Below are 15516 nucleotides of genomic sequence, written 5' to 3'. Positions count from 1 at the left end.
ATATAAAAAATCTTGTACTAAAAGCATGTAAAGCATGTGCAAAAACCGGTAAAATGTCCAACGTATTCTGTATCACAGAAAGCCGGGCATGTCGTGTGCCACAGCATCATGCAAGTACCCAACAGCACTCATATTTTAAGAAGAACAAAAGTAGGAGGTTGTCCCTTGGCTCTTCTTGACGACGTCAAAAATGAACTCGTTTCAAACAACAATGAGCTCCCGACTGTCATTATGGCTCAAGCTGCAGCAATGATGCGCTTTGCTGGCGGCTTAAGGCCAGTAAATAATCAAGCTGTTATTCGCGCTCAGTTGGATTCTCAGCGCGCAGCTCAGTGGCTTGTTGAGGTATTGAAAACTTATTTCCAGAGGGAAGCAACAATTGCTCAAGTTTCTCGGCAAACTCCTACGGGCACTGTAGTTCGCTATGACGTGGTAGTTGAGCGTGGTGCTGCAGCACTGGCTTTGCAATCTGGTCTTCTTGATCGACGTATGAGAATTGTTGCAGGTCTTGCACCTGAGATTGTTGGTGGAAGTATCGCCCAAATCAAAGCAGCTTGGCGTGGTGCTTTCTTGGCTCACGGTGCTATTTCCGACCCTGGCAAAGCTAGCTATTTGGAAGTTGTTTGCCCAACTCATGAGGCTGCAAATGCTTTGCAAACTATGGCGGCGCGACTTGGCATTAGTGCCAAGGCTCGTCAGGTTCGTAGCTCTGAGCGAGTGACGTTGCGCGATTCTGACGCAATTGAGCGAATGTTGATTTTGATTGGCGCTCCTCGTTCTGCTCGCGAATGGACCGGTAAGCGTTCGGACGGTGAAGCTCGCGGAAAAGCAAACCGTTTGGCTAATTTTGACGATGCGAATATGCGTCGTAGTGCTAAGGCTGCTGCTGAGGCATGCGAAAAGGTTCGTCACGCATTCGATATTTTGGGCGACGATATTCCAGATAATTTGTTGATGGCTGGAAAGCTTCGTCTTGAGCATAGCGACGCAAGTTTGGAAGAGCTTGGTCACTTGGCTGATCCTCCTATTACAAAGGATGCGATTGCAGGGCGAATTCGTAGACTTTTGCAGCTTTCGGCGAAGGTTGAGAAGTCGCGTATGCAGCAGCTTTAATGCTGATTTTGCGTGATTATTGCAGAGTTAATTTTTTAATTGCGTGAGTTGTTTTTTACTTCTCGCGCTTTTTTTGTTTGCAATATTCTTGAGTATCGTCTATGAGTTTTGTAACTGATTTAGTTTTTTGGTTTTGACGAGGCTAGAAAATTTGTGTTTGCGCTTATAGCGCTCGTACACTTTGCGTGTACTCGCTGCTGAGCTTGCGTTGAAAGCACACCGTGCTTTCAACTTGAGCAAGCTCACGCTCCGAGTTGCCTTCGCGCGCTACGCTTTAAGCGCTTCGGCAGGTCGTCGCGCCCAGTCCTTCGTCGCTTTGGCTGTTAGAGGTTTTGCTGTCTGCTTTGTTCTTAAGGAATGTTGCTTCCTCAGTCCTCTTTTAGTGCTCGTAAAGAAATTCCCCCCAAACTCTGCGTGCTAATTCGTTAATAACCGTGTCTATCGCAGAGATTTTTCGATTTTTCTTCTTCGCTTGGCGAATCAGCAGCCTGCGGCTCTGACGTTCGCCGCGCTCAGTGCGAAAAATCTCAAATCTCTACCACACTAATATTCGTACTTCTCAAGCAACACCCACCCCTCACTACTAGTAAAACCGCTAGTGTTCTGTGGTGTGGTAGTAGTGCTTAGCGTGGTGTGTGCAGCAGCGCAAATGCTAGTGTTTTTTAAGCAATAAATACTCAACGTCAGCAGAGCAATAATGCTAAAGTTCACTAATCAATAAATAATCGCCGTCCGCAAAGCAATACTGCAAAGCTTCAGACGCAACGTTTGCAAAGCGCAACTGCAAAGCTACAAAACCACTTTTCGCAGAAGCATTACTGCAAAGCTACAGACGCAACGTTTGCAAAGCAATGGTGCAAAGCTGCGTTGTTCATAGGGATTGTTGAAGATGTGCGGTATAATTGCACCCGGCAATGTGTTGATGTTTGAGGCTGATTTTGTGTTTTGTTGAACGAAGTAAGCCGGCACGGTAAGCCAGTATGTAAGTCAAATATGGTAAGTCAATATGGTTTGGAAAGGATACCAATGAAGACACTGAAAGATTTGGGAGATTTGAGTGGTAAGCGCGTATTGGTTCGCGCTGATTTTAACGTTCCTCTCAAGGGTACGACGATTACTGATGATGGTCGTATTCGTGCTGCTTTACCAACCATTAAGGCTTTGCGTGAGCAGGGTGCTAAGGTGATTTTGATGGCTCACCTTGGTCGTCCAAAGGGTCAGGTTGTTCCAGAGCTTTCCTTGGCTCCAGTTGCGCAGCGTTTGGGTGAATTGCTCGGCACAAATGTTGTTTTGGCTGCAGACACTTACGGCGAAGATGCTCAAGCTAAGGTAGCTGCCATGAATAATGGCGACGTTGTTTTGCTTGAAAATGTGCGCTTCAACGCGGAAGAAACCAGCAAGGATGCTTCCGAGCGCGCAGCTTACGCTAAGAAGATTGCTTCTCTTGGCGAAGTATTTGTTTCCGACGGCTTTGGTGTTGTGCACCGCGCTCAGGGTTCAAATTACGATGTTGCTGCCGATCTTCCAGCAGCTGCAGGCTTGCTTGTTGAGAAGGAAGTTAAGGCACTTTCTCGCGCAACTGAAAACCCAGAGCGTCCTTTGACTGTTGTTCTCGGCGGCTCTAAAGTTTCCGACAAGCTCGGCGTTATTGAAAACTTGCTTTCTAAGGCTGATCGTCTTGTTATTGGCGGCGGTATGGTGTTCACATTCCTCAAGGCTTTGGGTAACGAAGTTGGTACTTCCTTGCTCGAGGAAGATCAGCTCGAGAAGGTTAAAGGATACATTGAAACCGCTAAGAAGAATGGCGTTGAGCTTGTGCTTCCAACTGATATTGTTGTGAATGCTGGCTTCCCAGCAGGGGATACTCCAGTTGCTCCAGAAGTAGTTCCAGCAGACGCTATTCCTGCAGACAAGATGGGCTTGGATATTGGTCCTGACTCTCAGAAGCTTTTCCACGATAAGATTGTTGACTCCAAGACTGTTGTTTGGAACGGTCCTATGGGTGTGTTCGAGGTTTCAGAGTTTGCAGCCGGTACTCGCGCTGTAGCTCAGGGCTTGGTCGATGCAACTAAGAACGGCACTTTCACTATAGTCGGCGGTGGTGATTCTGCTTCTGCAGTGCGCAATCTTGGATTCCCAGAAGATGGCTTCTCGCACATTTCTACTGGCGGCGGCGCTTCTCTCGAGTTCTTGGAAGGCAAGACTCTTCCAGGTTTGAGTGTGCTTGAGTAAGTAATATTGCTTGAGTAAGTAATATTTACGCGAGCAAGTATAAACTAAATATTTTCGCTTATGCCGACTTTCGATTTTATGAATCCGCTTTGTAAATCGAGGTCGGCATAACACTAATTTGCGCAATACTATTAATCTCAATCGTAAATTTTTTAAGGGTGATTATGGTTTCCAAAAGAAAGCCGTTAGTCGCTGGTAATTGGAAAATGAATTTCAATCACCGCGAAGCTACGCATTTTATACAAAAATTTGCGTGGCTACTGCGTGACGCGCATTACGACTATCACGATTGTGAAATTGCACTTATGCCTTCTTTTACTTCAATAAGAAGCGTGCAAGTTCTTGTTGAGTCTGACCATTTGCCAATATTGTACGGAGCTCAAGCTGTTTCTGTTACTGCTCAAGGTGCTTTTACTGGTGATGTTTCTGCAGATATGCTTGCAAGTCTTGGATGTTCAATGGTTATTGTTGGTCATTCTGAAAGACGCAAGTATCATCCTGAAGATGATGCAAATATAGTTGATCAAGTTCGAGCTGTTCTTGCCGCAGGAATGCAGCCAATTCTTTGCGTTGGTGAAAGTCTTAAAGAACGTCAACAGGGTGTTGCGCTCGATTTTGCTGTAGGGCAAGTGCATGATGTAACGCGCGATTTAGACGCGAAGCAAGCTAAGCGTTTAATTATTGCGTACGAGCCAGTTTGGGCAATTGGTACTGGTATGGTTGCCACTGCTAATTCAGCTCAGGAAGCTGCATTGGCTATTCGTGAAGACTTGCGCGTTACGTTCGGTGACGATGTTGCAGATACTGTCCGTATTCTTTACGGCGGATCTGTAACTTCTTCTAATGCTTCAAGTCTTATCGCGGAGCCAGATGTCGATGGATTCTTAATTGGTGGTGCTTCTCTTGATGCGCAAGAACTTGCTAATATTGTGCGACTAACGGCTGCGCAAACACGTTTAGAGACTAAATAAGCTTAAGCGGTCAAAGGTTATTATTAAACTTAATCGGGTACTGTAAAACAGGAGGTTGGTTGTGTCCACTGTGAAGATTATTTTGCAGGTGTTGCTTGTGCTCACTAGCATTTTGCTCACATTGTTAATTTTGATGCACAAGGGCAAGGGCGGCGGCCTTTCCGACATGTTCGGCGGCGGTTTAACGAAGAACGCTGGTAGCTCTGGTGTTGCAGAAAAGAACTTAAATCGTTGGACGGTTATTATAGCGTTGATTTGGGTGGCTGTTATTGTTGCCTTGAACCTTATGACTAAGTTCTCACTTATCTAAGTATTCTTTTAAGCGCGTAGTCGAAAGATTGCGCGCTTTTTATTTTATAAATCAAAATTTATGGGCTTGTGTGTGATCTTGCGTACGCGCTTGCATTTGTGCGATTTACAAATTCATTATGCACATTAAAAATAGTGGGTAACTATAATGCTTCGTTTTTCTCCTTCTTTAGTAATTGCTGATCTTGACGGCACAATGCTTCACGATTCCGATACTTTTGAAGGCCGCTTTTTAAGCAGCGAAACTGTGCAGGCTGCTGAGCGTTTGCACGAATCTGGTATTCCGCTTGCTATTATTACGGCTCGTCCTGTTGGAAGCGCTTTTGATTTTGTTCACGATTTAAAAGCTCAAGTTTGCGCGTATCTAAACGGTGCGCTTATTGATTTTGATTGCGTTCACAGCACTATTTCTGAACTTACTTCGCAGCGAAGCATTGATACTCTTACTCGCTTTGGTTTTGACTCTAATCTTGCTGCTGATGTTTGCCTGCGATTGCTTGATAAAATACCTACGCTCCGTCTTGGTATTGTGATGAACGACGTTCGTTACACTAATTTTGATGTTCGTATGCTTTGGAACGAGCAGGATTTTATTATTACAGATTTTTCCAATGTTCCAAGTGGCATAGCAGACAAAATCATTATTGTGCCGCGAGATTGCGAGAAGGAACAGCTTCAGCGTATTATTCCGGATGATTTTTCCTTGCATATTAGCGAAGATGTTTTGTGGATGCTTACGAATCCCCTTGCGAACAAGGGGCATGCTTTGAACGTTATTTGCAATCGTTTGGGTGTAAAGCCTAGTAGCACAGTCGTTTTTGGAGACGATATTATAGATATCGACATGTTCCGTGCCGGTGGTTATGGGGTAGCGGTGGCGAATAGTAATCCGCGTTTGCTTGCGATTGCGGACGAAGTTTGCGATTCCAACAATGACGACGGCGTTGCTCAATGGCTTAATTCAAACCTTTTTACTAGATTGTGAGTAAAAATGAGTAAGCAAATAATCGAAACAGAAAGATTAATCTTGCGCGCTTGGGCTCAAGACGACGCTGAAGATTTGTTTAAGTATGCCACGGATCCAGATGTGGGTCCTATTGCAGGATGGCCTGTTCACAAAAGTATTGAGGATAGCAAATCTATTATTAAGAATGTTTTTCTTAATGCAAAAGAATGTTATGCTGTGTGCTTAAAGCCGAGTAACAAGGCAATTGGATGTATTGAATTAAAACTTAACGGTCATACAGATATGACTTCTAGTGATAGCGAATGCGAACTTGGATATTGGGTTGGTAAGCCTTTTTGGGGTAACGGTTATATTCCGGAAGCGGCGAAAGCTTTGATTCAGTACGGTTTTGACGAGCTTAACATGACGACTATTTGGTGCGGATATTACGATGGTAACAATAAGTCGAAGCGCGTTCAGGAAAAGTGTGGTTTTGAAGCATATTGCGTGGATTCTTCCGTTGACGTGCCACTTATGCACGAAACTCGCGTACGCCATCGTAACGTTTTAACCAAATCTCGCTGGCAAACTCTTTCTGGCAAGTAATCACCGTTATTTTCTCAGTTGGTTAATCTGCTTGAGTGCTCCAATTGTAGGGAGTTTTCCTCTCGTTTGGAGTGCTCCGCAAACAAAAACCGCACATGTGTGAATTAATCCACGAACATGTGCGGTTTATGTTTATTTATTACTGATTAATCAAATCAGGCGTTTACGCGATCGATGCCGGACTGCACGTCAGCAATCACGGAATCCCAAGACTTGATGAAGGCGGCAACACCGTCGGCCTCAAGCTTGTCGGTAACGTCCTTAATGTTGATGCCAAGCTCAGCAAGCTTGTTCATAACAGCGTGGCTCTCTTCGTAAGTGCCCTTAACGGAAGCAGCGCCGTTGCCGTGATCAGCAAGAGCGTTCAAAGTCTTTTCTGGCATGGTGTTCACAACATGCTCAGCAACCAACTCGTCAACGTACTTGCAGTCGGAGTAAGCTGCGTTCTTGGTGCCGGTAGAAGCCCAAAGTGGACGCTGCTTCTTAGCACCCTTGGCTTCAAGCTCAGCCCAACGTGGGTCAGCTGCGAACTTCTTTTCGAAGAGTTCGTAAGCCAAGCGAGCGTTAGCAACAGCAGCCTTGCCTTCAAGAGCCTTAGCTTCATCGGAGCCGTTAGCTTCGAGGAGCTTGTCAACAGCGCTATCAACGCGGGAGACGAAGAAGGAAGCTACGGAACCAATGTGCTTCAAGTCGTGGCCGTTAGCATCTGCCTGAGCAATACCTTCGATGAAGGCGTCGATAACCTGCTCGTAGCGCTCGAGGGAGAAGATCAAGGTTACGTTCACAGAAATACCCTTAGCAAGGGTAGCGGTGATAGCTGGAAGACCTTCCAAAGTTGCTGGAATCTTAATCATAACGTTTGGACGATCAACCTTTGCCCAAAGCTCTTCAGCCTGCTTCTCAGTGTTAGCAGTATCGTGAGCCAAGCGTGGGTCAACTTCGATGGAGACGCGGCCGTCAACGAAGTCGGTCTTTTCAGCGATCTCGCGGAAGATATCGGTTGCGTTACGAACGTCGGTGGTGGTCAACTCGCGGATAGCGGTTTCAACGTCGACCTTGCCGAGTTCCTTAAGCTGTGCATCGTATGGGCCAACCTGGCTCAAAGCCTTCTGGAAGATGGATGGGTTGGTGGTAACGCCAACAACATTCTTATTAGCAATCAAATCCTGCAAAGAGCCGGACTCAATGCGGGTACGGGACAAATCGTCCAACCAAATAGAAACGCCGGAATCGCTGGTGCGCTGCGTTGCTTCAGTCATGTTATCTCCTTAACACTGTGCTCCACCAATTGGGGCACGTCGGTATTTTGGCGTTTTTACAAGAAACAGCGGTTGATGTCGAACCAACGGTAGCTCGGCATCAACACGCCGTCGCTGTCTCTTGTGAAGTGTTTCGTTAGCACTTCTAGTTTTGTGACATATCAATTTTATTTTGATACATCAAGCTTTATTTCGCTTATTTACTTAGGCGCGAGCTTCTTCGATAGAAGCCTTAGCAGCTTCTACTACGTGCTCAGCAGTAATGCCCAAGTCAATCATGTTCTGACCGCCGTCACCCTGCAAGCCGTACTGTTCGATAGAAACAGCCTTGCCGCAATCGCCAAGATACTTGTACCAAGGCAATGCCAAGCCAGCTTCGATGGAAACGCGAGCCTTGACGGACTTTGGCAAGATTGCTTCCTTGTACTCTTCGTCCTGCTCTTCGAACCATTCGAGAGATGGCATGGAAAGAACGCGAGCCTTAATGCCTTCAGCAGCCAAAGTCTTGGCACCAGCAACAGCCCACTGAACTTCGGAACCGGTTGCCATGATGATTACGTCTGGAGTGCCTTCGCAATCAACCAAAACGTAAGCGCCGTGCTTCACGCCTTCGCGAGCCTTTTCAGCAGTCTCAGCGAGGGTTGGAACGCCTTGGCGGGTCAAAATCATAGCAGTTGGATAGCTGTTCTTCTTCTCGAAGAAGTAACGGTAAGCTTCAGCAGTCTCGTACTCATCTGCAGGGCGCACAACCTCAAGCTGAGGAATAGCGCGGAAAGCAGCCAAGTGTTCGATTGGCTGGTGAGTTGGACCATCTTCGCCCAAAGCTACGGAATCGTGGGTCCAAACGTAGAGATTTGGAATCTCCATCAAAGCAGCCAAGCGAACTGCTGGGCGCTCGTAGTCAGAGAACTGGAAGAAGGTGCCGTTGAATGGGCGAGTGTCAGAACCAAGCAAAATACCGTTGGTAATAGCACCCATTGCGAACTCGCGCACACCGAAGTGAAGCTGACGACCGTACTCGGAAACGTTTGGCCAAGTGCGGGTTGCGTCTTCGGATGGACCGAAGGAGTCAGCGCCCTTAATGTTGGTGTTGTTGGAGCCGCCCAAATCAGCGGAACCGCCCCAAAGTTCTGGCATAACAGCAGCAATTGCGTTAAGAACTGCGCCGGAAGCCTTACGGGTAGCAACCTTGGAACCGACTTCGAAGCCAGCGACCAAGTCGTCAATAGCCTTGTCGAATCCTTCAGGAAGCTTGCCAGCCTTAAGACGCTCGTAAAGAGCAGCCTTATCTGGGTTTGCAGCAGCCCACTTTGCAAGAGCCTCATCCCAAGCCTTGTGAGCAGCCAAGCCGCGCTCTGCAACCTTGCGAGCATGAGCCAAAGCCTCTTCGTCGATTGGGAATTGAACTTCTGGGTCGAAACCGCAAAGTTCCTTCAAGCCCTTAACAGCTTCTTCGCCAAGCTTGGAGCCGTGGGAAGCTTCATTGTTAGTCTTGCCTGGGGTTGGCCAAGCAATCAAAGTATTAACCTTAATGAAGTGAGGCTTATCGGTAACTTCCTGAGCCTTTTCAATAGCAGCAGCCAAAGCCTGAACGTCTTCCTTGTAGGAGCCGTCTGGCTGGATGAAGCTAACTTCATCGGTGTACCAACCGTATGCACGGTAACGAGCAAGAATATCTTCAGAGAAGGTGAGCTTAGTGTCACCTTCAATCTGAATGTGGTTTGCATCGAAGATTACAGTCAAATTGCCAAGCTTCTGGTTTCCAGCCAAGGAAGCAGCTTCAGAAGAAACGCCTTCCTCAACGTCGCCTTCGCCGCAGATAACCCAAACCTTGTGATCGAATGGGGAAGTGCCAGCTGGAGCTTCTGGATCAAGAAGACCGCGCTCAAAGCGCTGGCCGTAAGCGAAACCAACAGCAGAAGCAAGACCCTGACCGAGTGGGCCAGTAGTCATTTCGATGCCTGGAGTCAAGCCGTATTCAGGGTGACCTGGAGTACGCGTGTCTGCACCGCCACGGAAATACTTGAGATCGTCAAGAGTCAAGCCGTATCCAGAGAAGAACAACTGCACGTATTGCGTAAGCGAAGCGTGACCGCCAGAAAGAATAAAACGATCGCGGCCAGCCCACTTTGGGTCAGCTGGATCGTGCTTAATGAAATGCTGGTACAATGTGTACGCAATCGGTGCTAATGAAACAGGGGAGCCAGGATGTCCGTGTCCTGCTCGCTCAACAGCATCAGCCGAGAGAACCTTCGCCATTTTTACGGCGCGCTCGTCTAATGCAGACCAGTTGAAATCGGTCATGTAATCTACTTTCCTTCCAATAATCCGGGTTTTTAAGCACAGCTTACGCTGGCTTTTTACCCTCTCATTGCCCTTCAATCCTATCTTTCGCGCGCGACGAATATGTTACAAAGTGTGTCAAAAGTTTGCTTTTATGTTCTGTTGCGTGCTAAGAAATAGACTACTATAGGAATATAGTATTTAGAGTGTTTGTAAGGAGTGGTAATGCAGTCACGACGCATGATGATTTTGCGCGCAGTTGTTGAGGATTATATTCGTTCTCAAGAGCCTGTTGGTTCTGCGGCTCTTGCAAAGCATCATCAGCTTGGTGTGAGTTCAGCTACTATTCGTAACGATATGTCGGCTTTGGAAGAGGAGGGATACCTTGTTCAACCGCACACTTCTGCAGGTCGTATTCCTACTGAAAAAGGCTATCGCTACTTTGTTGACGGTTTGGCTTCTGTTATTCCGCTTTCTGAACCGCAGCGTCGCGCTATACGTAACTTTTTAAGCGGATCTGTTAGTTTGCAAGATACTTTGCAACGTTCCGCGCGTCTTCTTGCAAGTATTACGGGTCAAGTCGCTCTCGTAGCATCTCCAGCATTGTCTAAGTCAAAAGTAAAAAGAATTGAGATTGTTCAAGTATCGTCTTCTACGCTTTTGGTTGTTGTGATTACAGATGCTGGAGGCGTAGCTCAGCACATGATTCAAGCAACTACTATAAATTCAAATGACTTATTGCATCTAACTAATATGGTTAATGAGTGCTGCATTGGGCTATCTCTTTCATCTGCTTCACAACGCGTTTATGCGCTCGCAAATCGCAAGGATTTAGCGTCAGCTTTGCAAATTATTAGTCAACTTGCTAACGCTTTAGAAGATATGCATGACGGTGAGCATACTCACGACTTATATATGGCTGGAGCTTCTCAACTTGCGCATAGACAAAGTATTGTTGATTTTGCTTCACTTTTTGACGCACTCGAAGAACAGGCTGTTATTATGCGACTGATGACTTCGTTAAGTGAGGAAGCAAGCGATTGTGCAAGTGGTGTTAGTGTTGCAATCGGCTCGGAAACGCACACTCCTGGTTTGCTTAACGCTTCTGTTGTAACAAGCACTTACGGATACAATGCTGATTCTGACTCTGCGTTTATTGGATCAATTGGTCCTACGCATATGGATTATGCTGCAACGATGACTGCTGTTAAGGCTGTTGCGCGCTACCTTAATTCGTTTATATCCGAAAATTCATAAAACGTGGCTGGTTTATGGCTGGTTATTCGGCTTATGTCTGGCTGTGCCTTATGCAAGAATGATTTTAGAAAAAGGTAAAAGGGGAATTAATTGACTGATTACTACAAAGTTCTAGGCGTTGATCACAATGCTAGCGACGACGAAATTCGCAAAGCCTATCGCAAAATGAGCCGCAAATATCATCCTGATATTGCAGGCGCTGAGTTTGAAGAAAAGTTTAAGGAAGTAAATGCTGCCTACGACGTGCTTTCTAATCCTGAAAAGCGTCGAATGGTAGACATGGGTGTTGATCCTAACGATCCTTCTGCAGGAAGTGCCGGAGCTTCAGGTGCTGGTTTTGCAGATATGGGCATGGGCGACATTTTCAGCCAGTTCTTTGGCGGTTCTTTCGGTAATTCGCAAGGACCAATTTCGCGTGTGCAGCCTGGCGATGATGCGTTAGCTGAGGCTCGTATTGATTTGAAAACCGCTATTTTTGGCGGAAATGTTAGCGTACGGTTAACTACTTTTGGCGTTTGCAAGGATTGCTCTGGTTCCGGTTCTGCCGACAATTCCGCTCCAGAACAGTGCTCTGTGTGTCACGGTTCTGGCTTCTGCCAAAAAGTTGTGCGCACTATGCTCGGTCAAATGATGTCTTCGATGCCTTGTGAGCATTGCGAAGGTCACGGCACGATTATTAAGAATATTTGCCAAAACTGCCACGGTCATGGTCGTGTGCGTTCAATTCGTGAAGTTGGAGTGAACGTGCCGGCTGGAATTCGTGACGGTAGTCGTTTGCGCTTAGCTTCCCAAGGAAGCGTTGGTGAGTGCGGCGGTCCTGCCGGCGATTTGTACGTTGATATTCATATTCGTGCAGATAAGCAATTTACTCGTAACGAGGATGATTTGCATTGTTGGATTACAGTTCCTATGAGCTGGGCTGTTCTTGGTCGTAGTCTTGAAATCGACACTTTTGATGGTGCTCAGAAAATAACGATTCCTGCAGGCTGCCAAAATGAAGACACTATTACTTTGCCAAATCTTGGTGTGACGAAGCTTCGTTCTAAAGATCGCGGAAATATCGTGGTTCATGTGCTAGTGCAAACGCCTTCTAAGTTGAATGATGAAGAGCGTGCTTTGATTGAAAAATTTGCTAAATTGCATGATAGTTCTATGAAGCAAGTGCAGCAGCATTCGTTAAGTGAGCAGTCGAGTGAGCGTAAAGGTTTCTTTAGTAAATTAAAGGAAGCTTTTGCCGGCTGATTTTACGGATTTAATTTACTGCTTTAAACGGCTTTAATTTACGGCTTTGATTTAAAATAGTGGGGAAATATGGCATTACCAATATTGTTTGCTGGAACTCCGGAAGTTGCGGTTCCGTCTCTTCGCGAGTTAACTAAAGATAGTGAGCATTTTGATGTTCGCGCTGTTCTTACGCGACCGGACGCTCCGACTGGTCGCGGTAGAAAGCTTGTGCCAAGCCCTGTGAAACAGGCTGCTCTTGAGCTCGGCTTGCCAGTGCTTGAGTCGGATCCTAAAAATGAAGATGTGTTTCTTGAACAGCTTGCGGCAACCGGTGCAAAAGCTGCAGCAGTTGTAGCATACGGCAAGATTTTGCGACAGAATGTTTTAGACGCGTTGCCGCTCGGCTGGTATAATCTTCATTTTTCGCTTCTTCCGCAATGGCGAGGTGCAGCTCCTGTGCAGCGCGCAATTTGGGCTGGGGATGATATTACAGGTGCTACGGTTTTTCGCATTACGCGCGGCATGGATTGTGGGCCTATTTTGGCGCAGTTTACTACAAAAATTGAGTCTCACGAAAATTCTGGCGATCTTCTTGCACGACTTGCAAACGACGGCGCGCCGCTTCTTGCAGCATCTCTTCGCGGCATGGAAACTGGTGAAATTGTGCCGGTTGAGCAAGATCAAACTCCTCAAGAAGTTGCGCAAAAAATCACTGTTGAAGATGCTCATATTGATTTTCATGCGCCAGCTTTTGCAGTCGATCGTCAAATTCGCGCTTGTACGCCAAATCCGGGCGCGTGGTGCGAGCTTCATGCGGACGATGAACATAATGCGGATCCGATTACTTTGCATGTTTTACGCGCAGTTCCGGCAGATGCTAACGATCCGCATGCTCAAGATTTTAATCAGCTTGATCCTGGAAAATTGCTTGCTGGTAAGAAGCAAGTTTGGGTCGGTACTTTAAGCGGCGCACTTGAGCTTTTGGAAGTAAAAGCGCAAGGTAAGAAAGCTATGAAAGCGGCAGACTGGGCGCGCGGAGCTAGGCTTTCGGCAGCAGCTTACTGCGCATAAAATTATGATTATGAACTTTTCTTCGGTGTTGCCAACTTTGTCTAAACCAGGGCTTTTGGTTATGGATGTTGATGCAACGCTTATTGAGGAAGAAGTTATCGATTTGCTCGGTGCAGAAGCTGGATGCGGCGATGAGCTTTCTGCGATTACAGCGCGAGCAATGCGTGGCGAAATTACTTTCGATACTTCCTTGCGTTCGCGCGTGAGTATGCTTCGCGATTTGAATATTGACGAGTGCAAAAAGCGTATTATTTCTAAAATTCATGTAACTAAAGGCGCGAATGTTTTAATTGACACGCTTCATGCGCACGGATGGAAAGTTGGCGCAGTTTCTGGCGGTTTTCATGAGATTTTGGACGAATTTTTGCCGAGTTTGAATATTGATTTTTGGGCGGCTCACCATTTAGAGTCTATTGACGGCAAGCTTACTGGCAACGTACTTGGAAATATTGTTAATGCTAATGCAAAAGTTGAAGCGCTTAGAACTTGGGCAACTAATCTTGGAATTGATCGCGAACAAACTGTTGTAGTGGGGGATGGAGCGAACGATATTTCAATGATTAAATTCGCTGGATTAGGCGTAGCTTTTTGCGCAAAACCAACAGTTCAAGCGGCTACTCCTTACTGCATTCTTACTCGCGATTTAAGCGCTGTCTTACGTTTTTTGAATGCGAATTAATACGTTTTTAAAAGTAAAAGTTGAGTAATGTACGTAGGCAATGTAAAATTGCGAATGATGATTAAAGATTAATGATTAAATTTTTTGTGAAAGTTCTGTATCTTTTAACCGCAGAGCTTAAATGTGTTGGTGAATCTTTCTATTGTTGAGTAAAATAAAGTTAATTTATGGGAGAGAGAGTGTGCATAAATACGGGAATTTATGCATTTAGGGTAGGGAGTGTAAGTTGAATTTACGAGAAGTTGCGCTTGAAGTTGCGCGTATTTTGGAAGATGTTGGTAAACATGCGTATCAGGATCAATTAAGCCCTCAAGATATGACGTCGATTGCGTTGGGTGATCCTAATAAATCTGAATCTGGTTTTGGCGATAAGCTCGTGCGTTTTATTCAAAATCGTTTGACTTATGTGAATCCTTTCCAAGGTTTTTGGCAAACTAAGCCGGAGCAGTGCAATCCAGGAGAACGTTTTTGGTGCGTTGGAAACGTTGACGGTGCTATTAATTTTAATCGCGATATGGCTGAGTGGACTCTTACGGTTTCGCTTTTTGAGTTTAACGATGAAGGCTCCGCTCGTCCGGTTCTTGGCGTTGTGCACGCTCCTGCGTTGGGATTGACTTATTTGGCTGCAAAGGGTCAGGGTGCTATTCGTATTCGTAGAACTCCGCAAGGAGAGAAGCGTGAGAAGATTACGCCTTCCACAACTTCTACTTTGCAAGGATCTGTGGTTTGTTATGGAATGTCTTATATACCTGGTGAATCTAAGCGCGCGCTTGACGTAGTCGCTTCTGTTGAAGAGGGCTGCCCTGCGGATATTAAGCGTATTGGACCTGCGTCGCTCGACTTGTGCAAGGTGGCAGATGGCACTTATGACGCTTATTTTGAGCCTCACTTGCATCATTGGGATATTCCAGCTGTTTCTGCTGGTGCCGTGGTTGTGCTAGAAGCGCAGGGTCAGGTTTGCCAGTGGGATGGAAACCCTATTCATTGGCGACGCGAAAATGACGTAGTTGCTTCTAACGGTTTGCTTATTAACGAGTTAAAGCCGTATCTTAAATAAGCAATATTCTTGCGTAAGTAACTAATATTCTTGCGTAAGTAGTTAATAGTCTTACGTAAGCAGTCAATAACATTACGCAAGTAACTCGTAGCCTTGCGTAAGCATTCAATTATCTTGCGGCGTATCGTAATTTTTTTTTCATAAATATTATGACGTCTTAACATGTAATTTATACGTATTCATGCGTGATTTGCGAATTATGTGATTTACGCTACACAAATTATTGCATGAAAAGGTTTGCAATGTATGAATAGTTGAGTACCATATAACTTGTACGAATGTCAGTTTGCACATTTTTATGCATGCTTGAAACGTATTAAGAGAGTATGAAGCGTTGTGTAAATAGCAAATTGGTATGAAACAAAGAGGCGAATGCTAATTTGTTTGGCTGCTGCATTATTGCATATTACAAGTTATGCATAAGCAGAAACATAAAGAAGACACATTATTGAAATGAGGAATAATGACGAAGAAGATTATGAGTGCGAAGCATCTTGCCGATTTGCAAA

The 15516-nt window shown here is 45.8% G+C and carries 13 protein-coding genes; 11 read left to right on the top strand and 2 right to left on the bottom strand.

Features of this window, described 5'->3' with window-relative positions:
• The first annotated feature begins 165 nt into the window (after positions 1–165).
• The 6 genes from whiA (at position 166) to A5295_RS04755 (ending at position 6177) form a co-directional block, all read left to right on the top strand.
• Complete coding sequence (whiA, locus tag A5295_RS04780) at positions 166–1113, top strand: DNA-binding protein WhiA (protein ID WP_012914259.1); 948 nt, start codon at positions 166–168, stop codon at positions 1111–1113.
• A 1026-nt stretch (positions 1114–2139) separates the two neighbouring features.
• Positions 2140–3345, top strand: coding sequence for a phosphoglycerate kinase (pgk, locus tag A5295_RS04775; RefSeq protein ID WP_064621931.1), 1206 nt, complete (start codon positions 2140–2142; stop codon positions 3343–3345).
• Between the two features lie 164 nt (positions 3346–3509).
• On the top strand, positions 3510–4316 hold the full coding sequence (gene tpiA / locus A5295_RS04770; RefSeq protein ID WP_064340411.1) for a triose-phosphate isomerase: 807 nt from the start codon (positions 3510–3512) through the stop codon (positions 4314–4316).
• A 61-nt stretch (positions 4317–4377) separates the two neighbouring features.
• Entirely contained in the window at positions 4378–4626 is a 249-nt protein-coding gene (gene secG / locus A5295_RS04765; RefSeq protein WP_004119067.1) for a preprotein translocase subunit SecG, read from the top strand.
• A gap of 147 nt (positions 4627–4773) precedes the next feature.
• Positions 4774–5610: an HAD hydrolase family protein gene (locus A5295_RS04760; RefSeq protein ID WP_064621929.1), complete on the top strand. Its 837-nt coding sequence runs from the start codon at positions 4774–4776 to the stop codon at positions 5608–5610.
• Positions 5611–5616: 6 nt separating this feature from the next.
• Positions 5617–6177 (top strand): GNAT family N-acetyltransferase, encoded by a 561-nt coding sequence (locus A5295_RS04755; protein ID WP_064621927.1) that lies wholly within the window; start codon positions 5617–5619, stop codon positions 6175–6177.
• Between the two features lie 155 nt (positions 6178–6332).
• Here the strand turns inward: A5295_RS04755 and tal are convergent, their stop codons facing one another.
• A complete protein-coding gene (gene tal / locus A5295_RS04750) occupies positions 6333–7436 on the bottom strand; it encodes a transaldolase (RefSeq protein ID WP_064621925.1) in 1104 nt (367 codons plus the stop codon).
• A gap of 204 nt (positions 7437–7640) precedes the next feature.
• Positions 7641–9740 carry a transketolase gene (gene tkt, locus A5295_RS04745; RefSeq protein ID WP_064621924.1) on the bottom strand — a complete coding sequence of 700 codons (2100 nt, stop codon included), beginning with the start codon at positions 9738–9740 and terminating at the stop codon, positions 7641–7643.
• A 219-nt stretch (positions 9741–9959) separates the two neighbouring features.
• Here tkt and hrcA point away from each other — a divergent pair, with 219 nt between their 5' ends.
• The 5 genes from hrcA to A5295_RS04720 all read left to right on the top strand — a co-directional run bounded on the left by hrcA (position 9960) and on the right by A5295_RS04720 (position 15007).
• The gene (hrcA, locus tag A5295_RS04740) at positions 9960–10976 is read left to right on the top strand and encodes a heat-inducible transcriptional repressor HrcA (RefSeq protein ID WP_004108653.1); all 1017 of its coding nucleotides are present in this window, start codon (positions 9960–9962) and stop codon (positions 10974–10976) included.
• Positions 10977–11066: 90 nt separating this feature from the next.
• Positions 11067–12218, top strand: coding sequence for a molecular chaperone DnaJ (gene dnaJ / locus A5295_RS04735; protein ID WP_004108655.1), 1152 nt, complete (start codon positions 11067–11069; stop codon positions 12216–12218).
• 69 nt (positions 12219–12287) lie between these two features.
• Complete coding sequence (gene fmt, locus A5295_RS04730; protein WP_064621923.1) at positions 12288–13271, top strand: methionyl-tRNA formyltransferase; 984 nt, start codon at positions 12288–12290, stop codon at positions 13269–13271.
• Between the two features lie 4 nt (positions 13272–13275).
• Positions 13276–13950, top strand: coding sequence for a phosphoserine phosphatase SerB (gene serB, locus A5295_RS04725; RefSeq protein ID WP_174182566.1), 675 nt, complete (start codon positions 13276–13278; stop codon positions 13948–13950).
• Positions 13951–14176: 226 nt separating this feature from the next.
• Positions 14177–15007, top strand: a complete 831-nt coding sequence (locus A5295_RS04720) for an inositol monophosphatase family protein (protein ID WP_004108666.1) — start codon at positions 14177–14179, stop codon at positions 15005–15007.
• The last annotated feature ends 509 nt before the right edge of the window (positions 15008–15516 follow it).

Origin of the sequence: Gardnerella sp. 26-12 (assembly GCF_001660745.1) — a bacterium.
GTDB lineage: Bacteria > Actinomycetota > Actinomycetes > Actinomycetales > Bifidobacteriaceae > Bifidobacterium > Bifidobacterium swidsinskii.
This window is presented reverse-complemented; position numbering and strand designations above follow the sequence as displayed.

Bases quoted from the DNA above. Each gene is read 5' to 3' on its own strand.
- fmt (WP_064621923.1), top strand. From the start codon at position 12,288: ATGGCATTACCAATATTGTTTGCTGGAACTCCGGAAGTTGCGGTTCCG.
- A5295_RS04760 (WP_064621929.1), top strand. From the start codon at position 4,774: ATGCTTCGTTTTTCTCCTTCTTTAGTAATTGCTGATCTTGACGGCACA.
- serB (WP_174182566.1), top strand. From the start codon at position 13,276: ATGATTATGAACTTTTCTTCGGTGTTGCCAACTTTGTCTAAACCAGGG.
- tpiA (WP_064340411.1), top strand. From the start codon at position 3,510: ATGGTTTCCAAAAGAAAGCCGTTAGTCGCTGGTAATTGGAAAATGAAT.
- A5295_RS04755 (WP_064621927.1), top strand. From the start codon at position 5,617: ATGAGTAAGCAAATAATCGAAACAGAAAGATTAATCTTGCGCGCTTGG.
- tkt (WP_064621924.1), bottom strand. From the start codon at position 9,740: ATGACCGATTTCAACTGGTCTGCATTAGACGAGCGCGCCGTAAAAATG.
- hrcA (WP_004108653.1), top strand. From the start codon at position 9,960: ATGATGATTTTGCGCGCAGTTGTTGAGGATTATATTCGTTCTCAAGAG.
- tal (WP_064621925.1), bottom strand. From the start codon at position 7,436: ATGACTGAAGCAACGCAGCGCACCAGCGATTCCGGCGTTTCTATTTGG.
- pgk (WP_064621931.1), top strand. From the start codon at position 2,140: ATGAAGACACTGAAAGATTTGGGAGATTTGAGTGGTAAGCGCGTATTG.